Here is a 19,071-nt window from a genome sequence, read left to right as displayed (position 1 = left end):
CGGCCGGCCCGGGTGGCGTGCGTCAGACGCGGCGGCAGTTCCCGGGCGGCTTCGGGCGGTCGTCGGTCCAGCCCGTCTCGGCGGTCCAGACCTCGGCATCCATGGTCGCGCCTTTGACGAGGCCCACGGTGCTCTCTCCCGCCTTGGTGACCCTGGCCAGGATCTCCCCGGTCAGGGGGTCGAGGATGGTCGTGTGGTCCTCGATCACCTCGTCGTCCTCACCGAACTCCCTGGTGTACTCCTTGCCCTTGTGGAAGTCCACGGCGAGGCCGCTGCGGCCCAGCGGGTCCTTGGCCGGCCCCCGGACGCTGGTCGTGGGCAGATCGGCGAGCAGGCGCAGGACCGCGGCCCGGGCCGCCGGGGCGAGTGGCGTGATCAGCAGGAAGGTGGCATCGGTGGCGAGGGACTCCTCCAGCGGCCGCGCCGATCCTGTCCTGGTCCGGTCGGACTCCCAGCGGGCGCGCAGCCACGCGCGCAGCCCTTTGTCATCGGCGGGCAGCGCCGAGATCTCGGCCGGCGTGTACGCACCGAGCGGGCTGGCGGCGGGCCCGTGGTCCGGCGCGGCCCCGTGGTCCGGCGCGGCCCCGTAGGTGTACTGGCAGTCCCTGTCCTGCGTACGCATGGACAACTTCACACAGGCGGCCGCTTTGGTGCCGGGGGTGCACACTTTTTGCACCTTGGCGGGCGATCCCGCGGCCCGCCAGGTCCGTTCGTCGGCCGGAGTCGCCGGGCGCAGGAGCGGTTCCTCCCTCTGTGTCTGCACAGGGTCCTGGGGATCGCGCGGCAGCCAGAGCTCCGTCCTCGCCGAGGCCACCGCGTTGAAGGCGCGCCCCCCGGCCCGCACCCGGATCACGAAGTCGTTCACCAGCGACCTGCGCCAGTACGCGCCCCGGTCGTCCGGCAACCGCGCGATCTGGGCGGCCAGCCGGCGCAGCGCCTGGTTCCCGTCAGAGGTCACGAGCACGGGGGGAGACACGGGGGCGGGCACGGCGATCACCTTCGAGACCAGCGCGACCACGGCGAGGATGACGACGACCGCCGCGGCCGTCACGATTGGCAACCCCCGATGTCCCCGGCGCGGACGGACCACACCGGGATCCGCGACAGGTCCCAGGCTTCCCGGGGACACCAGTTCCCCGCCGGCGGAGAAGGCGTCACGGAGCCGGTCCTCAACGCTTCGGGTCATCGCTCCTCCTGCAGTTTCCCGGCGAGCACCTTCAGCGCCCGGGATGCCGTCGATTTCACCGTTCCGCGGCTGACCCCCATCACCTGGGCGATCTCCGCCTCCGACAGGTCGAGGTAGAAGCGCAGCACCAGCACCTCGCGCTGGCGTCGCGGCAGAGCCCGGACGGCCAGGAACACCTGCCGCCGGGTCTCCCCGAGCAGCGCCGCCGCCTCCGCCGACCAGAAGGGGACCTCGGGCCGGCCGCGGAAGCGCCCGATGATCGCCCTGCGCCGCAGGACCATGCGGCACCCGTTGACCACTGCCGTGCGCAGGTACGGCAGCACCTGCCCGCGGTCGGCCATCGTGCTCCACCTGCGATACACCGCGGCGAACGCGTCCTGGACCACGTCCTCGGCGGTTCCCTGGTCACCCAGCAGCAGGAACGCCAACCGCACGAGGGCGAGCCGGTGGACGACGAACAACCCGGTCACGGCCGTGTCGGCCGACACCTCGTCGCCCGGGGAACCGGGTGGAGCATGGATGATCTCGGATTTCATGCCCTCTACATGCATGAGCCCCCGCGAAGGTTGCCTCCCGCCACGGCCTTCTTCTCCGCCCGCCTGAGCCGGCGCTACTCGTCGTGGGCGATGTGCATGAGCTGCCGCCACAGCAGGACGACGAACACCGCCGAACCGGCGAAGGCGAACCAGAAGGGCGCCGCGACACCGAGGCGGGTGGCCAGGACACCGCCGATCAACGAGCCGACCACCAGACCGCCGAAGACGCAGACGGTGTTGACGCTGCCCACCCGGCCCTGCAGTTCGCGCGGGACCGCGCGCTGGCGGACCGTGACCGAGGTCGTGCCCCAGATGAAGGCGTGCGCGCCGAAGGCCAGGAAGATGCCCCCGGCGACCCACGGCGAATGGGTCAGGGCCAGGCCGAGATGGGTGAACGTCTCGATGATGAGCCCGATCCGCATCAGGGCGCCGAGGCTCACCCTGCGGGTGATGGCGCCGTACAGGCCGGTGCCGATCAGGCCGCCGATCCCGCCGATGGTGGTCATCAGGCCGAAGCCCAGCGAGCCGAGCCCGAGCTGCTCCTGGGTGTAGAGGACGAGAACCGACCAGGCCGCGCCGAACGTGAAGTTGAAGATCAGGATGGTGAGCGCCAGCGTGCGGACGGCCGCGTGCCGGATGGTCCAGCTGAACCCGGCGATGAGTTCTCGTACGGTGTTGGGCGCGACATCGCCCGCCTGCCGGCCGTGCGGCGGCAGGGTGATCCGGGAGACCAGGACGATCCCCGCCACCACCAGGAGCAGCTGGCTCGCGAACGGCCAGGTCAGGCCCAGGCCGAACAGCGCCGCGCCGATCGGCGGCCCGGCGAGCTGGTTGAGCGTGATGAACCCCGTGCCCAGGCGGGCGTTGGCGACGGCCAGATCCTCCTTGCCGACCATCATGGGAGTCAGCGTGGCCGTCGCGTTGTCGGCGAAGACCTCGGCGACGGACCGGAGCGTGAGCGCCAGCAGCGCCGTCGTCACGGTCAGGGTGCCGGTCACCATGAGCGCGACGAGCGCCGCCAGCACCACGGCCCGGGCCGCGTTCGCGAGGAGCACGATCCTGCGCCGGTCGTAGCGATCCGACAGCACGCCCGCGTACAGGCTGAACAGCAGCGGAGGCGCCCAGCCCACCAGGGCCGACAGCGAGATCATCAGCGGGTCGCGCGTCAACGTCGCGATCAGCAGCGGGCCCGCCGCGGCCGCGATCCCGTCACCGAAATTCGTCAGCCAGCTCGATGCCAGCAACCATCGGAATCCTGTCCCCAGCCGGGCAGGCAGGACTCGCTCCACCACTGCGATCACGAGCGCAAAACCATATGTTTCGCGACCACTCCACGGCAACGCGTTTTTCGCGGCCGCGCGCCAGGCGTGCGCTGCGACGGCCGCGCCGGAAACCGGAAATCGGTGTGAAGAAAACCCGCCGAGCGGCGAACACTGGGCGACAGTTGCCTTCGGAAGGACGCCATGACTGCACCACCTGACGCCAACGATGTGCTGGAAGACGTCACCGTGGTCGAGCGGTCGCTGGACGATCCCGAGCTGTTCGCCCTCCTGTACGACCGGTACTTCAAGGAGGTCTACCGCTACCTGACCGCCCGGCTCGGCAGCGAGCATGCCGAGGACCTGGTCGCGGACTCCTTCCTGCTCGCGTTCAACGGCAGGCACGGCTTCGACCCGCAGCGGGGCACTGTGCGCTCGTGGTTGTTCGGCATCGCCACGAACGTCGTGGCCCGGCACCGCCGCAGGGAGGGCCGCCGCCTGAACGCGCTCAGCAAGGTGGCGGCCGAGGACACCGCCGACGGGCACGAGGACCGGCTGACCTTGCAGCTCGCGGCGCAGGCCACCCGGCCGGAGCTCGTACGGGGGCTGAAGGGCCTGGCGAAGGGCGATCGCGACGTGGTGTTCCTGCTCGTGTTCGGCGGGCTGGGCTACGGGGAGATCGCCACGGCCCTGGACATACCGGCGGGGACCGTCGGGTCCCGTATCAACAGGGCGCGCCGGAAGCTGCGCAAGGCCCTGGGCGACGTCAACCCGATCGGGGAGTGGTGATGGACGAGCTGAAGCTGATCGAGGCCGTGTTCGCGGAGCCCGAGCCCACGCCGGAGGCGGCGGCGAAGGGGCGTGACCGCCTCCTCCGCCTGGCCGGCGAGGCCCAGGCGGCGCGGCTGGACCGTCCGCGCCGCAGGTGGCCCGCCGCGCTGCCGATCCGGCGCGTCGCCCTGGTCGGCGCGCTGGCGGTGACGCTCTCCGCTGGCATCATCGTCACCCAGGTGAGCCTGGGCGGCTCCGACCCGCACACCCCCGGGTACCTGATCGCCGCCCCTCCGGCCGACGCCAAGGCGCTGCTCACCCTGGCCGCGCGGGCCGCCGCCGACCGGTCCGACACTGTGCCGGCGCGCGGCGAGTACGTCCACACCAGGACGCTGGCCCAGCACAGCCTCCACACCAAGGACAAGTCGGGCGGCACCCTCTCCACCAAGGTCCTGGTCAGCCAGGAGCGCTGGGAGGCCGCCGACGTGGGCAAGCCCTGGCTGAGCCGCAGCCAGAACCTGTCGGCCACGGGGCCGGCCCCCCGCCGGTACTGGGACCGCGGCGTCGAGGACATCGTGTACGAGCCGGGGGACTGTCCCGGCCAGCCGGCCTACGCGCGGCTGGGCGCCTGGCCGACGGACCCCGCCGAGGTGCGCGCGAAGATCGTGGCCGAGACGGGCGAGGAGCCGCTGCGCATCTGGGGCTCCCTCCAGAGCCTGGTCCGCGAGTCCGTGGTACGGCCCAGTCTGGGCGCCGCGCTGTACCAGGTCGCCGCCGGACTGGACGGCATCGTGCTCGTCGGCGACGCCGTGGACGCCGCCGGCCGCCCCGGCCTGGCCGTCGCCATGGACGAGGGCGACGGCACCCGGTCCGAGCTGATCTTCGATCGGAAGACCTACCGCTACCTGGGTCAGCGCACGGTGAACCTCAGGGACCGGAAGGTGAAGCTGCCCTCCGGCGGCGAGTACACCGAGAAGAAGGACGCGGTGACCGGCACCGCCGTGCTCGCGGTCGAGCTCGCCCCCGGCTTGCCCGAGGTCTCGCCGGAGGCGTCCCGCATGAAGATCCCCTGCTGAGACTTTTCCCCCTGATCCGGCCGTTCCGGCCGTGAGTTCTGTTCGGCATGCCCGCAGATCGATCCGGCATGCCCTCAAGGAAGAAGGAGAACCTGCATGTTCATCGCCAAGGCGGTCGCGGCCACCCTGCTCGCCGGCTCGTTCGGCGGCCTCACCTCGCCGCCGTCGGGGGACGCCGCGTACGAGAAGCAGACGCAGCTGGAGGCCGAGCGCGTCGCCTGCATGACGGAGCGGGGCCTGGACTACGTGGCCTCCCCGGAGCCTCGGCACACGTGGCAGCCCGGGGAGCAGAAGCGGCTCGCGGGCGACGTGGAGGCGCTGCGGGCGTTCCGGGCCAAGTACGGCTTCGGCGTCTGGTCCCCGAACGTCTATCCCAAGGACGAGGCCGTCAACCCCGTCCAGCGCGAGAACCCGAACAACAAGATGCTGATGTCGCTGTCGGCCGGCGAGCTGAAGAAGTGGCGCGCCGCCGACGAGTCCTGCTTCTCCCAGGCGGTCAAGGAGGTGCTGGGCAAGACCGTCACCTCCCAGGAGGACTACCACGACCAGCTCGACGCGGCGGTGCGCAAGTCGTTGAGCGTTCTCGACCAGGACAAGCAGCTCGTCGGGCTGGGCAAGCAGTTCGCCTCGTGCCTGGGCGTCAGCACGGCCGAGCCGACCGCGCTGGACGGGCTGAGTCACACGAAGATCGTGCGGCAGGCGTCGGACGTCGCCAGGAAGGCGTGGAAGGGCGAGCTGCCCAAGGGCAAGACCGTCGTCTTCCGGCCGAACCTGAAGCCCGCGGAGGCCAAGCCGTACCTGGACAAGGAGATCGAGGTGGCGCTGAAGGACCTCAAGTGCGGCGAGGACTTCTACCCCGCCTACTCCCCGAAGGCCATGGAGATCACGTCGCGGGTCTACGAGGAGTTCGGCCGGGAGGGCGCGGCCCAGGCGATCTCGTCCCGGATCTACCGCAAGCTCGTCTGACCTGACGTTCCCGGGGTGCCGCTCGCGGTGCGCGAGCGGCACCCGCCCCCTCGCCGCCGTCCGCTCAGAAGTAGCCGCCGGCGGTGCGGGCTCGGAAGACCCACCAGCTCCACGCCTGGTAGGCGAGGATCACCGGGATCAGCACCACGCCGAACGCCGTGAGGATCTGCAGCGTGGCGCCGTCGGCCGCGGCCTCGGCGACGCTCAGGCCCGCGCCGGCCTCGGTGGCCAGCACGTACGGGTACTGCCCCGCCCCCACCAGCAGCACCGGCGCGACCGTCGCGCAGCAGGTGGCGGCGAAGGCGCGGACGCGGTGCCCGCGCGACAGCGACCACCGGGCGGCGACCAGCGCCGTCACCAGCAGCCCGGCCAGGAGCGCCGAGATGAGCGGGTTGGTCATCGACGCACCCACGCCCAGCAGCGTCAGCGCCAGCGCCACGACGGCGGCGGCCCCTGCCGCGCCCGCCAGCGTGGTGCCCGCCCGGCGGGCCCTGGCGGCCAGGTCAGGGGCCGAGCGCAGCGCCAGGAAGGCCGCCCCGTGGGCAGCGAACAGCAGCGCGACGCACACCCCGCAGGCCAGCACGAACGGCGTCAGCACCTCGCCGGCCCCGATGTGGAAGCCGCCGTCGGCCAGGCGCGGCACCCCGTGCAGCAACAGCCCCACCACCAGCCCCCAGCACACCGCCGGCAACGCGCCGCCCGCCACGATGAGCGCCTGCCACCACCGGCGGCCGCGGCGGGTACGGCGGCGTAGCTGGACCGCGGCGTTGCCGGCCACCAGCCCGGCCAGGATCGCCACCACCAGCGGGTACAGCCCGGGCAGCAGGCTGCCCTCCAGGTGCGGGAACGCGCCGAACAGCACGCCGGTGAAGGCCACCAGCCACACCTCGTTGCCCAGGAAGAACGGCGCCATCGCGCCCAAAGCCGCGTCGCGGTCCCTCATGAACGGGTGCAGCATCTGCACGCCGAGGTCGTAGCCGCCCAGCACGAAGGAGCCGGACAACAGCAGCCCGAGCAGGGCCAGCCAGAACGTCTGCATGGTCGTCTCGCTCTCAGAAGGCCGGAACTGCCGGCTTGTCCTCGGGCAGCGGCTGCGGCGCGCCGAGCTGGGTGGCGTCCGGGCCGCGTCTGGCCAGGCGGATGATGAGCGTCCAGTTCGTCACCGCCAGCGCCACGAAGAGGGCGATGAAGGTCGCGCACGAGACGGCCAGCGCGGCCGTACTGACGGGGGAGAGGGCGTCGGCGACCTTCAGCTCGCCGTAGACCAGCCACGGCTGGCGGCCCACCTCGCGGAAGACCCAGCCGCCCACCGAGGCGACGAACGGGAAGGGGATCATCGCGGTCATCAGCCAGGCCAGGGGGCGCCGGCGCACCAGCCAGTCCTTCCACAGCAGGACGAGGGCGATCAGGGTGACGGTGGAGACGGTGTTGCCGATGATCGTCATGGCGTCCATCGAGATCCGGAGCCATGCGCCCGGCAGCGTGTAGTCGCCCGGCCCGTACTGCTGGACGAGCTGGGCCTGCACCTGGGCGACGCCGCTGTCGTCCATGGCGGCGATCTTCATCGGCTGGGTACGGCGCAGCAGGGGGAACTGCAGGTCGCCGACGATGATGACGAAGAAGGAGGCCAGTGTGGCCACCCAGACCCCCAGGCGGAGCGAGCCGCGGAACAGGTCGGTGTCCTTGGTGCCTCGGGCGAAGTGGTAGGCGCTGACGCCGGCGACGAACACCCCGCCGGTCGTGAGCGCGGCCAGGGTGACGTGGGCCAGCGCGATCAGCGCGCTGGGGTTGGTCAGCAGCGCGGCGAAGTCGGTGAGGTAGGCGACCCCGTCGCGTACCTGGTGGCCGACGGGGTGTTGCATGAAGCCGTTGGCGACGAGGATCCAGTAGCCGGAGGCGTAGGCGGTCAGGGCCACCAGCCAGATCAGCGTGACGTGCAGGCCGCGGTGCAGCCGCCCCCACCCGAAGATCCACATGCCGAGGAAGGTGGATTCGGCGAAGAAGGCGATGAGGGTCTCCAGGGCCAGCGGGGCGCCGAACACGTTGCCGGCGAACGCGCTCAGCCCGCTCCAGCTCAGCCCGAACTGGAACTCCATCACGATGCCGGTGGCGATGCCGACGGCGTAGTTGATGAGGTAGAGCTGGCCCCAGAAGCGGGTCATGCGCTCCCGTACTGCTGCTTTGTCGGGATCTCGGGTGAACGCGGCCCTGGTGTGCATGATCGCCACGAGGGGGACGAGGCCCATCGTGAGGATCACGAACAGCCAGTGGATGCCGGTGGTGGCCGCGAACTGGAGTCGGGCCAGATCCGCAGCGCTCATGGTGCGGCCTTCCTGGTGCGGTGGTGTGGGGTGGGCCCATGGCGACCGTAGGGGACAGGCGCTTATGCCGCCAAAGACCGGTTTTGCCATGGACGGATAACCCGGACGGCATAACCCCTCGCCGACGGCCGCGCCGCTCGCGTTCATGCCTCCGCGGTCATAACACCATGGCAATACTCATCTTGGACGAGATAACTCTCTGGCCATAGGGTTGAGGGTGTGAGAAGCCAAGTTCTCGCCGCGAAGGGAAAGGGCGGGGTAGTGATGACCACGCAGCGCGAGGTTGACGAAGCCAGCATCCGCGAGCTGATCGGCAAGATCGTCGAAGGGCTCCAGGGCAAGGATCTCGACGGTCTGAAGCGTCTGTACGCGACGGACATCGTGTCCTTCGACATCGAGCCGCCGCTCCAGCATGTGGGGATCGAGGCGAAGCTCAGGAACTGGGCGCCCGTGTTCACGTCCTTCGAGGACGTGACCTACGAGGTCCGCGACCTGACGCTCACCGTGCGCGAAGACGTGGCGTTCGGGCACGCGTTCGCTCGTCTCGGCGGGACGCTGAAGAACGGGACGGCGATCGGCGGGATGTGGGTCAGGGTCACGTACTGCCTGCAGAAGATCGACGGCACGTGGCTGATCGTGCACGACCAGGTCTCGGTGCCGCTCGACGTCGCCGGCGGCAAGGGAGTCGTCGACCTCGAACCCTGATCCCGCCCCCTGCTCCCGCCCCCGCCGCGTCGCCCCGGCTCTGGCTCGGCCAAGGCATCCCCGTGGCCGCCCTGACCGTCGACCACCGGGACGCCGCCGAAGACCTGCGCACCCTCATCGCCACCGGGCACCCCGCCCCGCGGCGACTCGCCGACCCCGACACGCCTTCGCCGCACCTGCCGCCGAGCGCGCCGAGCAAGGTGACGGTCATGGAGCGCGCCCTCAGCGCTTCTCCTGCGGTTCGCCGATGATCCAGTCCCAGTTGGCGATCGTGGTGCGCATCAGGCGGACGGCGGTGGACAGGTGGCTGCCGGCGCCCCAGTACAGGGTGACCGAGCGTCGGCAGTCGGGGCTGTCGACGGGGACCCAGGCGGCGGGGACCCGCGTGGAGCTGGTCCGGGCGAAGGCGGGGACGAGGCCGATGCCGAGCCCCGCGCTGATCAGGGCCGCGATGGCGCTGGGCTCGTCGACCTCGCAGACGATCTTCGGGACACGGTCGCGTGCGGCGAAGAGCCGGTCCAGGAGCCGGCGTTGCCAGTGCCCTCTGCGGGCGCTGACGAAGGGCTGGTCGGTGAGCTCGTCGATGCTCACCGACGTGCGGCTCGACAGCGGATGGTCGAGCGGCGTGCCCACGCCGACCGGCTCGTCGAGCAGTTGGACCGCCTCCAGGCCCTCGGCGGAGATCGGCTGGGAGGCGACGCACAGGTCGACGTCCTGGGCCCGCAGGTGGCGGCCCATGTCCTCGGCGGCCATCCAGCGGAGCTCGACCTCGATGGTCGGGTGGGCTCGTTTGAAGGCCGCCAGCGGCCCGGTGAGCGTGAGGAAGGTCTCCGACGCGAGCCGTACGGTGCCCACCCCCTCGCTGACGGCCTCGGCGAGGGCTCGCCGCCCCGCGTCCAGCTCACCCAGGGAGCGCTCGACGTAGTCGCGGAAGAGCTTGCCGGCGTCGTTCAGCCGCAGCCGGCCGCTCCGGTCGAACAGCGGTGTGCCCAGCTCGCTCTCCAGCCGGGCGATGGTACGGCTCAGCGACGGCTGGGCGACGCGAAGCTCCTCGGCCGCGCCGCTGAGGTGCTCCAGCCGCGCCACCACCAGGAACTGCCTGAGCGAGTTCAACTCCATCACGCCTCCAGACGCATAGCGCTACGGCGATATTAATCTCAGGCGAGATAACCCGTGAGCCATGGCGTCTGGATCTGCGGGGCCAGTGGATCCGTGTGGCTAGGAGACGGCTTCCAGTGGTAGGCCGGTGCCGCGCCAGCAGGCCGCCAGGTCCTGAAGCGGCACGTCGAGCGCCTCGCCGAGGCAGACGATCGTGCCGAATCCGGGGGACGGCAGCCGTCCGGTCTCGATCTTGCGCAGGGTTTCCGGGGAGATGCCGGCGGCCTGCGCGACCTCCGTCAGGTCGCGTCCCGCTCGCGCGCGGCGCAGCAGGGCGCCGAGACGCCTGCCGGCTTCGATCTGCTCAAGGGTGAGCGGCTGGCGAACCATGGCCCCAAGGATAGGGGTGGTATTACTATCCCGGCAAGTGCTAGGGTCCCGGTATAAATATACCAACCACCTGTGACGCGAGGTATTCGTGATCGAGCTGAAGACGCCTGCGGAGATCCAGCGCATGCACGTGACCGGGCGTTTCGTCGCCGAGGTGCTCTCGGAGGTCGGCCGGCTCGCTGACGTGGGCGTCAACCTGCTGGACCTGGAGCACCACGTACGCGGCATGATCAAGCGGCGTGGGGCGGAGTCGTGCTACTGGGACTACGCGCCGTCCTTCGGGCGTGGCCCGTTCCGCAACGTCATCTGCCTGTCCGTCAACGACGCCGTCCTGCACGGCCTGCCGCACGACTACATGCTGCGCGACGGGGACGTGCTCAGCGCGGACCTCGCGGTCAGCATCGACGGCTGGGTGGCCGACTCGGCGCGCACGGTCGTCGTCGGCACCGCCGCCGAGGAGGATCTGCGGCTCATCCGCGCCACCGAGGAAGCGTTGGAGGCGGCGATCGAGATGGCGCGTCCGGGCAACCGCCTGGGTGACATCTCGGCGGCCATCGGGGCGGTGGCCGCCGACTACGGCTATCCGGTCAACACCGAGTTCGGGGGCCACGGCATCGGCCGCACCATGCACGAGGAGCTCCACGTCCCCAACCTGGGCCGGGCGGGCCGCGGCCTGAAGCTCCGGCCGGGGCTGACCCTCGCGCTCGAACCCTGGTTCGCGCGGACGACCGGTCGCATCGTCTACGACGCCGACGGCTGGACCATCCGGTCGGCCGACGGCTCGCGCACGGCCCACTCCGAGCACACGATCGCCGTCACCGAGGACGCCCCCCTGGTGCTCACCCGGCGTGAGTCGGAAGGCCCCGTGTCGCGGGCCGACTCCGCCGGCCGGCTGTCCGTCAAGGACGCCTGAGCCGCCCCGTCCGGCGGACGGGGCGGCCGACGGTTCTACGGACGGTTCGGCCGGCAGTCCGACCGAGGCCGAGATCGACTTCGGCTAGCCTGACCACATCTGATCAACTTTGCTCGATGTGTGGAGGTGACCCCGTTGGTGAACTACGGCCTTGACCTGTCCGGTATAGAGCTCGACCTTGCTCTGCCCGACCTGGTGGCCGAAGGGGATGAGCTCGACGCCCTGGTGTCGGCGGAGGCCGACTGGTCGAAGCCCACTCCGGCGGTGGGGTGGACGATCGCCCACCAGATCGCGCACCTCGCCGCGGCTGATGCGAACGTTCTCATCGCGGTGCGGACCCCGGAGGCGTTCGACGCGGTCCTGAAGCAGGCGGAAGCCGCAGGCAGCCAGTACGCCGATCTCGACGCCGCCGCGGGAGCGGCCGAACCGCGATCGGTGCTGCTGGAACGCTGGCGCGCCGGTCGAGCCGAGGTGGCGGCGGCGCTCCGTGACCTTCCGCGGGACCACGGGTTTCCGTGGTACGGCTCGCAGCTGACCGCGGCGCTCATGGTGCCGCTCCGCCTGATGGAAACGTGGGCTCATGGGCAGGACGTGTTCGACACGCTGGGTGTCGCGCGCCGTCCGACGGATCGGCTCCGGCACGTGGCCGCGCTGGGAGTGGTGGGGCGAGAGCTGTCGTTCCATGTCGCCCAGTTGCCTGTTCCGGCGGAGCCGTTCCGTGTCGAGCTGACCGGCCCCGACGGCCAGACCTGGGGCTGGGGCCCGGAGGACGCCGCGCAGCGGGTTCGGGGCAGTGCCCTCGACTTCTGCCTGCGCGTCACGCACCGCAGATCCCGAGCCCGGACCGACCTCACGGCGATCGGTGACGACGCGCAGAAGTGGCTGGACATCGCTCGCGTCTTCCTCTGAGGAGGCGAGCGGACGAAGGCGGGAGAGCTGCCCCTGGCCCGCGGCGCGGCCTCCCGCAGTGACAGGTCCCTTGCGTGGCCGCCGGGGGAGAGTCGGGCGCGGCCGCCGGGGGTAATCCTGTGCGGTCGCCGGGAGAGGGTCATGTGCGGCCGCCGGAAGAGGTCCCTGCGCGGTCGCCGGGAGAGGGTCAGACGGCGGTCGCGGTGGTGGGGGTGCTCGGCGGTCGCCAGCCGCGGGTGAGGACGTCGAAGCAGGTCCGGATGGCGGCCGGGAGGTCGCGTCGTCCGCGGACGAGGGCGGGGATGTCCAGGACGTAGCGGGCGAGGGTGGCGCAGGCGAGGTCGTCGTGGTCGACGCCGAACTCGTCGGCGATGGCCGCGGCGAGGGAGCCGGTGTGCCGGGTCCACATGCGTTCGGAGTAGGACCGCAGTTCCGGGGTGGAGTCCACGAGGCGCACGAACGCGGCCCGCTGCGGATGGGTCTCGATCGGCGGCAGGGTGTCGAGGACGTGCTCGCGGAGGGCGTCCACGACGCTCTGACCCGCGGGGCGTCGCCGTACCGCGGCGATCAGTTCGGTTTCCTGGTCCGGGTCCCGGTCGAAGACGAGCGCCTCTTTGCCGGTGAAGTGCTTGAACACCGTGGTCTTCGACACGTCGGCGGCGTCGGCGATGTCGCTGATGCTCACCTGGTCGTAGCCGCGCTCCAGGAAGAGCTCCAGAGCGGCGTCGGCGATCGCTTGCCGGGTGGCGGCCTTCTTGCGTTCGCGGCGGCCGGCAGGGGACGCGGTCATGAGGCAACCCTACACGATCGCGACCTCAGACAACTTGTGGCCTCGGTTCATTAGTTGACCCGGTTCACTTTCGTGCCTAGTCTTCCGGGAGCCCGTGTCCCGTGCTTCGAAAGGAATTCCGGCGATGACCTCTCCCGCACCCATGAAGGCCCGCATCAGTGTCATCGGCGCCGGCCCCGGTGGCCTGGCCTGTGCCCGCATCCTGCAGAGACACGGCCTGGCGGTGACCGTCTACGACCGTGACGCGGACCGGAACGCCCGTGACCAGGGCGGCACGCTGGACCTGCACGCCGACGACGGCCAGCTCGCGCTGCGCGAGGCCGGTCTGCTGGAGGGGTTCTTCGCGCTGGCGCGTCCGGAGGGGCAGGAGATGCGGCAGCTGACCCCCGCCGGCGAGATGGTGCTGCACCACGTGCCCGAGGAGGGAGAGCGCTTCAAACCGGAGATCGACCGCGGCCGCCTCCGCGATCTGCTGCTGGACTCGCTGGAGCCGGGCACCGTGCGATGGGGCCGCGCTCTCGACCGGGTCGGCGGGCCCGCCGGCGGGCCGCGGCTGCTGCACTTCACCGACGGCACGACCGTCGAGACCGACCTGGTCATCGGCGCCGACGGCGCCTTCTCCCGAGTCCGCCCGGCCGTCTCGCCCGCCGTCCCCGCGTACACGGGAGTCAGCTTCCTGGAGGCGTGGTTCGACGACGTGGACGCCCGCCATCCCGAGATCGCCGACCTGGTCGGCCAGGGCGGCGCGGCCGCGGGCGACGGCGACCGCGGTCTGTTCGCCCAGCGCAACGGCGGCGACCACATCCGCGTCTACATCATCCGGCGCGTCCCGATCGACTGGATCAGCCGCAGCGGCCTGACCATCGACGACACCGAAGGCATCCGCGCCGAGCTGTTGAAGGAATACGCCGGCTGGTCTCCCCGCCTGCGCCGGCTGATCAGCGACAACGACGGCCCCTACGTCGACCGCCCCATCCTCGCCCTCCCGGTCCCGCACACCTGGGAGCACAACCCCACCGTCACCCTGCTCGGTGACGCCGCCCACCTCATGCCCCCGCTCGGCGTCGGCGTCAACCTTGCCCTGCTCGACGCGAGCGAACTCGCTCTCGCGCTGGCCGGCTCCGCCACCCTCGACGAGGCCGTCCGCGCCTACGAGGCGACCATGCTGCCCCGCTCGACCGGGACCGCCAAGCTGCTGGAGGGCGGTGCCGAGCAGTTGCTGTCCCCTGAGGTCCACGACTTCGGTGACGACGACCACTGAGGAGGACCCGGCCGCCCGCGCCGAGGAACAAGACGGTCGCGGCCGGCCTGCGACGGAAGAAAGAGGAAGAGCGGCACCTGGGGCCGAATGCGGAGGTCGTCAGAGCAGCGCGGCGAGGTCCGCCGGTCGCGAGAACATCGGCCAGTGGCCGGTCGGCAGCTCGACGAAGGTCCATTCGGGCGTGCCGAGCGGAGCGAACGCCGGGTTCCCCGAAGCGATCAGCTCGCGGATCAGCGCCACCGGCATCGTCGAGGCGATCATGGTCTTCGGCGTCGCCGGGATCTGCTCAGGCCGCCGAACCGACTGAGTGACCGTGCCCCACGGCTGCGGCGTCGCCTTCGCGTGGATCCGCGCCCACTGCTCCTCGGTCAGTCCCGCGAAGTTCGCCTGTCCCGGCTCGAAGGAGGGCGCGTCGAGCGCGTGACCGTCCACGACCTGGGCGTGCCAGACCTTCTGCGTGTCCTCGTCGTTGAAGTCGATCACCGCCACCCCGGACGGCAGCGGCGCGGTGTCGACGTAGACGACCCGGCTGAGCCGCTCGGGATGCCGGTCGGCGACCGCGGTCACCGGGACGCTCGCCCCGCTGTGCCCGACCAGGACGACCTCCTGCCATCCGTCCATCGCCGCGAGGATGTCGGCGACATGGGTCTCCACGCCGACCTCCGGCGACAGCTCCCCGGCCCTCTCCGCCAGCCCCGTCAGGGTGACCGCCCGCACCTGATGGCCGGCGGCGCGCAGCTCCTGCGCCACCTGATCCCAAGCCCAGGCGCCGAGCCAGAAGCCGGGAACCAGCACGTAGTTCGTCATCTCATCGTCCTTCCAGTGATCCGATGTCGCTACGCTATAGCCAATATCGGACAGAATCCGCCCGGATTATGGGGGTGACCTGTGTCATATCCGGCGACCCGGATGCTGGCGATGCTCGAACTGCTCCAGGCGCACCACGGGCTGGGTGGTCGCGACCTGGCGCAGCGGCTCGGTGTGGACGAGCGGACCGTCCGGCGTTACGCCGCCCGGCTCGCCGAGCTGGGCATCCCGGTCGCCGCCGAGCGCGGCCGCTACGGCGGCTACCAGTTGATGCCCGGCTACAAGCTGCCGCCGCTGATGCTCACCGACGACGAGGCCACCGCCGTGGTTCTCGGCCTGCTCGCCGGACGCCGCCTGGGCCTCGCCGCCGAGGCCACCGAAGCCGCCCTGGCCAAGATCCGCCGGGTGCTGCCGGCCACGCTGCGCGAGCAGGTCGGCGCGCTGGAGGAGACCTTGGACTTCACTCTCGCCGAACGCGCGGCGCCGACGCCCGCGAGCCGGGCCGTGCTGACCCTGGCCGCCGCGATCCGCGACCGCCGCCGGGTCACCCTGCGCCACCGCTCCTGGAAAGGCGACCAGACCGAACGCGAACTGGACGGCCACGGCCTGGTCTTCCACTCCGGCCGCTGGTACGTGACCGGCCACGACCACCGGTCCGGCGAGATCCGCACCTTCCGCGTCGACCGGATCTCCTCCGTCGTCCCGGGAACGGCTTCCTATGAGATCCCCGAGGAGTCCGACCCGGTGCGGCAGGTCACCGCGTCACTGGTCCAGGTACCGTACGCGCACAGCGTCGAGGTCATCATGCGCGTTCCCCTCGCCGAGGCGTCCCGCCGCATCCCGCCGTCGGTGGCCACCCTCACCGAGACACCGGACGGAGTCCTCCTGCGGACGCGCGCCGAGTCCCTGGACGGGATGGCCGCCATGCTCGCCGGGCTCGGCTTCCCGTTCACGATCCTGTCGCCGCGGGAGCTGCACGCCGCCGTCCGGCGCCTGGCCGAGCGCCTGCTGGAACAGACGGTGGAATGAACGCCCCCCGAGCCGCTCCAGCACGCCGCTCCGCGACCGCTACAGGAATCGCTCCACCGTCTCGGCGAACTCCTCGGGCGTGACGATCCGCACGCCCAGTCCCTCGGCCTTGGTCCGCTTCGATCCGGCCTTGTCGCCCGCCACCAGCAGTGAGGTCTTGGCCGACACGCTGGAGGACGCCTTGCCGCCGGCGCGTTCGATCAGCTCGTTGACCTCGTTGCGCGAGAGGGCCTCCAGCCTGCCGCTCATCGCGCCGGTGACGACGACCGACATCCCGGCCAGCGGCAGCTCGGCGGAAGCAGGCAGCTCGGCGGAAGCCGGCTGCGCGCCGCCCGGTGCCGCCGTCACGACGCCGGGCTCGGTCATGTTCACCCCCGCCGCGAGCAGCTTGCCGATGAGGTCGCCGAGCTCCGCGAGTTCGGCCACCACGAGCGGCGCCTTCTCGGCGCCGATGCCGTCGACCGCCTGGAGCGCTTCCGCGTCGGCGGCGCAGATGGCCTGCATGGTGCCGAAATGGCGGGCGATGCGGCGGCTCATGGACCGGCCGGTGCCGCGCACCCCGAGAGCGCAGAACACCCTGCTGAGCGGCCGGCTCTTGGCGCGCTCGATGGCGGCCAGGAGCTTGTCGGTGCTGGTCTCGCCCATCCGCTCCAGGCCCAGCAACTGCTCTCGGGTCACGGTGAACAGGTCGGCGAAGTCGGCGATCAGCCCCGCGTCGAGGAGCTGGTGGATGCGGTTGTCGGCCAGGCCCTCGATGTCGAGCTGGTCGCGTCCGGCGGCGTAGCTGATCGAGGCGATCGCCCGGCAGGCGCGGCCGCGCACGCACCGCCACCGCTCCTGGGACTTGTCGATGGCGTCACCGCAGTGCGGGCACACCTCGGGGAAGACGATGGGCTGCTCGCCGCCGGTGCGCAGGTGCACGACCGGCGACTCCACCCGGGGGATGACGTCGCCGGCCTTGTAGACGACGACGCTGTCACCCAGCATGAGCCCGCGCCGGGTGATGTCGGCCACGTTGTGCAGGGTGGCGTAGGTGACGATGCTGCCGTCCAGCGTGACCGGCTCCAGCACGGCGCGCGGGGCGATGACGCCGGTGCGGCCGGTGTTCCACTCCACGCCCAGCAGCTTGGTGATCTTCTCGACGGCGGGGAGTTTGTAGGCGATCGCCCAGCGGGGCGCCCGCGAGCTGAATCCCGCCTTCTCCTGGTCGGCGGCCAGATCGCACTTGATCACGATGCCGTCGATGCCGAACGGCAGCTCGGCCCGCTGGGCGGCGATCTGCTCCACCCGCTCCTGGACCTGCTCCAGGGAGGCGGTGACGACACCGGCCACCGGCGTGGAGGCCGTGGTCTGCACACCCTGGTCGGCGACCCAGGCCATGATCTCGCTGTGCGGGAGCTCCCGCAGCCGTACAGCGAGTTCCGACGTGTCGCCGGGGCCGGGCAGGGCGCCGTAGCCGAAGAACGTCAGCTCGCACACATACGGCCGGTCCTGGGCGCGCAGCGTGCCGGCGGCGGCGCTGCGCGGGTTGGCGAAGGTGCTGCCGTCGTGCGCCTGGCGCTTGGCGCATGCCTGCTCGAACTGCCCGGCGGTCATCATGACCTCGCCGCGCAGCTCCACCGTGACGGGGTCGGCCAGCCGTTCGGGCAGGCCGACGATGGTGCCGATGGCGTGGGACACGTCCTCACCGGCGGTGCCGTCGCCTCGGGTGACGAGCTGGACCAGGCGGCCGCCGCGGTAGCGGGCGGAGATGGCCAGGCCGTCGAGCTTGGGCTCCACGCTCCAGGCCGTCACCGTCCGGCCGAGCCGGCGCTCCAGCGAGGCGGCCCAGTCGGCCAGGTCGTCGGGGCCGAAGACGTTGTCCAGGCTCAGCATCGGCACGGTGTGCGGCACGTCGCCGACCACCGCGCCGCCGGCCACCTTCCCGGTCGGCGAGGACGGAAGCACCTGCTCGGGGTGCTCGCGCTCGTACGCGGCGATGCCCCGCACGAGCCGGTCGAAAGCGTCGTCATCCAAGGGCGAGTCGCCCTGGCCGTAGTACGCCGCGGCGGCGTCGGCCGCGAGCTGCACGGCCGCCGCGTAGGCGGCCTGGTCGGAGAGCTCGGTGTGCGGAGGAGCGTCGATCATGCGCTCATAGTGCCGGTCGGCTCCGACATTTCCCTTCGTCTCAGAGATTCGTCTCGGAGATTCGTCTCAGAGACTCGTCGTCTCAGAGACTCGTCGTCTCAGAGACTCGTCGTCTCAGAGAATCGCCGTCACGGGACGGCGGCCGCCGAGGTGGGCGGGAACAGCGGTGAGCGCCGCCACCACGAGCACGGTTGCCAGCACGAGGGCGATGAGCTGCCAGGGTGCGGGAAGCGTGGCCCTGTCGCCGTCGCCGCCGGTGATCGTGGTGATGGCGGCGAACAGTGCCCAGCCTCCCGGGAAGACCCCCAGGACGGCGCCGAGGAACGCGGGCAGCACCTGCGCGGTCGCCAGGGCGACGGCCAGCGAGAGCAGGATGACCGTCCAGACGAGGAGCACGTGCCGCAGCACCGCCACCTGGGTCTCGGTGTACGCGCCGGTGCCCGGCTGGTCGCCGAGGAAGGCGTCGAGCACCAGGAGGACGTAGATCCCGCTGACCGTGACCGCGATGCTGACCACGCCCAGCACGGCCCGTCGCGGCCGGCGGGCGGCGACCCGCAAGGCGAGCAGCAGCGGGACGGGCAGCCGCGCCGAGAGACCGATCAGCCACCCGGGACGGCGAGGTGGGCGTGCCGCGTCGGCCGGCGCGCTGACGGTGCTGGTACGGGCGCCGCGCACGGCCGGAACAGCGGTCGCCGCCACCGAGACGCCGAGCGCCACGGCGGTCACCAGACCGATGGTGGGCCAGGTCAACGACGGCGTCCCCGCGCTGCCGACGAGGCCGGCACCGGACTCGGTGAGCAGGGGAGCGGTCAGCGCTCCGATCGCCAGCCCGGCCGCGGACGCGACCACGGCCACGAGGAGATACTCCGCGAGCAGCACGGCGGCGACCAGGCTCGGGGTTCCGCCGACCGCCTTGAGGAGCCCGAC

19 protein-coding genes and 1 pseudogene are annotated in these 19,071 nt (G+C 71.4%); 9 read left to right on the top strand and 11 right to left on the bottom strand.

What is annotated here, in order from left to right; genetic code table 11:
- Positions 1–22: 22 nt before the first annotated feature.
- The 3 genes from HTZ77_RS30620 to HTZ77_RS30610 form a co-directional block, all read right to left on the bottom strand.
- Complete coding sequence (locus HTZ77_RS30620) at positions 23–1,051, bottom strand: hypothetical protein (protein ID WP_175593177.1); 1,029 nt, start codon at positions 1,049–1,051, stop codon at positions 23–25.
- Positions 1,052–1,182: 131 nt separating this feature from the next.
- Complete coding sequence (locus HTZ77_RS30615; protein WP_175593176.1) at positions 1,183–1,722, bottom strand: SigE family RNA polymerase sigma factor; 540 nt, start codon at positions 1,720–1,722, stop codon at positions 1,183–1,185.
- Positions 1,723–1,796: 74 nt separating this feature from the next.
- Positions 1,797–2,966, bottom strand: coding sequence for an MFS transporter (locus HTZ77_RS30610; protein ID WP_205303942.1), 1,170 nt, complete (start codon positions 2,964–2,966; stop codon positions 1,797–1,799).
- Positions 2,967–3,185: 219 nt separating this feature from the next.
- Between HTZ77_RS30610 and HTZ77_RS30605 the strand changes: the two genes are divergently transcribed.
- From HTZ77_RS30605 to HTZ77_RS30595, 3 genes are all read left to right on the top strand, one after another.
- A complete protein-coding gene (locus tag HTZ77_RS30605) occupies positions 3,186–3,770 on the top strand; it encodes an RNA polymerase sigma factor (RefSeq protein WP_175593174.1) in 585 nt (194 codons plus the stop codon).
- Positions 3,770–4,828, top strand: coding sequence for a CU044_5270 family protein (locus tag HTZ77_RS30600; protein WP_175593173.1), 1,059 nt, complete (start codon positions 3,770–3,772; stop codon positions 4,826–4,828). The genes HTZ77_RS30605 and HTZ77_RS30600 overlap by 1 nt, the downstream gene beginning before the upstream one ends.
- 96 nt (positions 4,829–4,924) lie before the next feature.
- Complete coding sequence (locus tag HTZ77_RS30595; protein WP_175593172.1) at positions 4,925–5,794, top strand: hypothetical protein; 870 nt, start codon at positions 4,925–4,927, stop codon at positions 5,792–5,794.
- Between the two features lie 64 nt (positions 5,795–5,858).
- On the opposite strand, the gene HTZ77_RS30590 is transcribed toward HTZ77_RS30595, so the two are convergent.
- Together HTZ77_RS30590 and HTZ77_RS30585 are read right to left on the bottom strand one after the other, a co-directional pair.
- Positions 5,859–6,833, bottom strand: coding sequence for a cytochrome d ubiquinol oxidase subunit II (locus HTZ77_RS30590; protein ID WP_175593171.1), 975 nt, complete (start codon positions 6,831–6,833; stop codon positions 5,859–5,861).
- A gap of 13 nt (positions 6,834–6,846) precedes the next feature.
- A complete protein-coding gene (locus HTZ77_RS30585) occupies positions 6,847–8,115 on the bottom strand; it encodes a cytochrome ubiquinol oxidase subunit I (protein ID WP_175593170.1) in 1,269 nt (422 codons plus the stop codon).
- Between the two features lie 219 nt (positions 8,116–8,334).
- Here HTZ77_RS30585 and HTZ77_RS30580 point away from each other — a divergent pair, with 219 nt between their 5' ends.
- Together HTZ77_RS30580 and HTZ77_RS30575 are read left to right on the top strand one after the other, a co-directional pair.
- Positions 8,335–8,820, top strand: coding sequence for a YybH family protein (locus HTZ77_RS30580; protein WP_328808854.1), 486 nt, complete (start codon positions 8,335–8,337; stop codon positions 8,818–8,820).
- Positions 8,821–8,882: 62 nt separating this feature from the next.
- Positions 8,883–9,071: a hypothetical protein gene (locus HTZ77_RS30575; protein WP_175593169.1), complete on the top strand. Its 189-nt coding sequence runs from the start codon at positions 8,883–8,885 to the stop codon at positions 9,069–9,071.
- Here the strand turns inward: HTZ77_RS30575 and HTZ77_RS30570 are convergent.
- Together HTZ77_RS30570 and HTZ77_RS30565 are read right to left on the bottom strand one after the other, a co-directional pair.
- A complete protein-coding gene (locus tag HTZ77_RS30570; RefSeq protein ID WP_175593168.1) occupies positions 9,043–9,939 on the bottom strand; it encodes a LysR family transcriptional regulator in 897 nt (298 codons plus the stop codon). The two genes, HTZ77_RS30575 and HTZ77_RS30570, sit on opposite strands and share 29 nt — an antisense overlap.
- 99 nt (positions 9,940–10,038) lie before the next feature.
- Positions 10,039–10,308, bottom strand: coding sequence for a helix-turn-helix domain-containing protein (locus tag HTZ77_RS30565; RefSeq protein WP_175593167.1), 270 nt, complete (start codon positions 10,306–10,308; stop codon positions 10,039–10,041).
- An 88-nt stretch (positions 10,309–10,396) separates the two neighbouring features.
- Between HTZ77_RS30565 and map the strand changes: the two genes are divergently transcribed.
- Positions 10,397–11,221 carry a type I methionyl aminopeptidase gene (gene map / locus HTZ77_RS30560; RefSeq protein ID WP_175593166.1) on the top strand — a complete coding sequence of 275 codons (825 nt, stop codon included), beginning with the start codon at positions 10,397–10,399 and terminating at the stop codon, positions 11,219–11,221.
- A gap of 138 nt (positions 11,222–11,359) precedes the next feature.
- On the top strand, positions 11,360–12,130 hold the full coding sequence (locus HTZ77_RS30555) for a TIGR03084 family metal-binding protein (RefSeq protein ID WP_328808870.1): 771 nt from the start codon (positions 11,360–11,362) through the stop codon (positions 12,128–12,130).
- 187 nt (positions 12,131–12,317) lie between these two features.
- Here HTZ77_RS30555 and HTZ77_RS30550 read toward each other — a convergent pair whose 3' ends face one another.
- Positions 12,318–12,920 carry a TetR/AcrR family transcriptional regulator gene (locus HTZ77_RS30550; protein WP_175593165.1) on the bottom strand — a complete coding sequence of 201 codons (603 nt, stop codon included), beginning with the start codon at positions 12,918–12,920 and terminating at the stop codon, positions 12,318–12,320.
- Positions 12,921–13,044: 124 nt separating this feature from the next.
- Here HTZ77_RS30550 and HTZ77_RS30545 point away from each other — a divergent pair, with 124 nt between their 5' ends.
- Complete coding sequence (locus HTZ77_RS30545; RefSeq protein ID WP_175593164.1) at positions 13,045–14,181, top strand: FAD-dependent oxidoreductase; 1,137 nt, start codon at positions 13,045–13,047, stop codon at positions 14,179–14,181.
- Between the two features lie 99 nt (positions 14,182–14,280).
- Here the strand turns inward: HTZ77_RS30545 and HTZ77_RS30540 are convergent, their stop codons facing one another.
- Complete coding sequence (locus tag HTZ77_RS30540; RefSeq protein WP_175593163.1) at positions 14,281–14,988, bottom strand: alpha/beta fold hydrolase; 708 nt, start codon at positions 14,986–14,988, stop codon at positions 14,281–14,283.
- A gap of 81 nt (positions 14,989–15,069) precedes the next feature.
- Here HTZ77_RS30540 and HTZ77_RS30535 point away from each other — a divergent pair, with 81 nt between their 5' ends.
- Positions 15,070–16,017, top strand: a complete 948-nt coding sequence (locus HTZ77_RS30535) for a helix-turn-helix transcriptional regulator (RefSeq protein ID WP_175593162.1) — start codon at positions 15,070–15,072, stop codon at positions 16,015–16,017.
- A gap of 39 nt (positions 16,018–16,056) precedes the next feature.
- Here HTZ77_RS30535 and ligA read toward each other — a convergent pair whose 3' ends face one another.
- Entirely contained in the window at positions 16,057–18,144 is a 2,088-nt protein-coding gene (ligA, locus tag HTZ77_RS30530; RefSeq protein WP_175593161.1) for an NAD-dependent DNA ligase LigA, read from the bottom strand.
- Positions 18,145–18,258: 114 nt separating this feature from the next.
- Positions 18,259–19,059, bottom strand: a pseudogene (locus HTZ77_RS45485) (FtsX-like permease family protein); the annotation flags it as partial.
- Positions 19,060–19,071: the final 12 nt, after the last annotated feature.

The sequence above is a fragment of the Nonomuraea montanisoli genome, assembly GCF_013363975.1.
Lineage (GTDB): Bacteria > Actinomycetota > Actinomycetes > Streptosporangiales > Streptosporangiaceae > Nonomuraea > Nonomuraea montanisoli.
Note: the sequence above shows the minus strand (reverse complement) of the source record. Positions and strands in the feature narration are given on the sequence as shown.

Coding starts and splice junctions, on each gene's coding strand:
- HTZ77_RS30615 (WP_175593176.1), bottom strand. CDS start 1,722: ATGAAATCCGAGATCATCCATGCTCCACCCGGTTCCCCGGGCGACGAG.
- HTZ77_RS30605 (WP_175593174.1), top strand. CDS start 3,186: ATGACTGCACCACCTGACGCCAACGATGTGCTGGAAGACGTCACCGTG.
- HTZ77_RS30600 (WP_175593173.1), top strand. CDS start 3,770: ATGGACGAGCTGAAGCTGATCGAGGCCGTGTTCGCGGAGCCCGAGCCC.
- HTZ77_RS30595 (WP_175593172.1), top strand. CDS start 4,925: ATGTTCATCGCCAAGGCGGTCGCGGCCACCCTGCTCGCCGGCTCGTTC.
- HTZ77_RS30590 (WP_175593171.1), bottom strand. CDS start 6,833: ATGCAGACGTTCTGGCTGGCCCTGCTCGGGCTGCTGTTGTCCGGCTCC.
- HTZ77_RS30585 (WP_175593170.1), bottom strand. CDS start 8,115: ATGAGCGCTGCGGATCTGGCCCGACTCCAGTTCGCGGCCACCACCGGC.
- HTZ77_RS30570 (WP_175593168.1), bottom strand. CDS start 9,939: ATGGAGTTGAACTCGCTCAGGCAGTTCCTGGTGGTGGCGCGGCTGGAG.
- HTZ77_RS30565 (WP_175593167.1), bottom strand. CDS start 10,308: ATGGTTCGCCAGCCGCTCACCCTTGAGCAGATCGAAGCCGGCAGGCGT.
- HTZ77_RS30550 (WP_175593165.1), bottom strand. CDS start 12,920: ATGACCGCGTCCCCTGCCGGCCGCCGCGAACGCAAGAAGGCCGCCACC.
- HTZ77_RS30545 (WP_175593164.1), top strand. CDS start 13,045: ATGACCTCTCCCGCACCCATGAAGGCCCGCATCAGTGTCATCGGCGCC.
- HTZ77_RS30540 (WP_175593163.1), bottom strand. CDS start 14,988: ATGACGAACTACGTGCTGGTTCCCGGCTTCTGGCTCGGCGCCTGGGCT.
- ligA (WP_175593161.1), bottom strand. CDS start 18,144: ATGATCGACGCTCCTCCGCACACCGAGCTCTCCGACCAGGCCGCCTAC.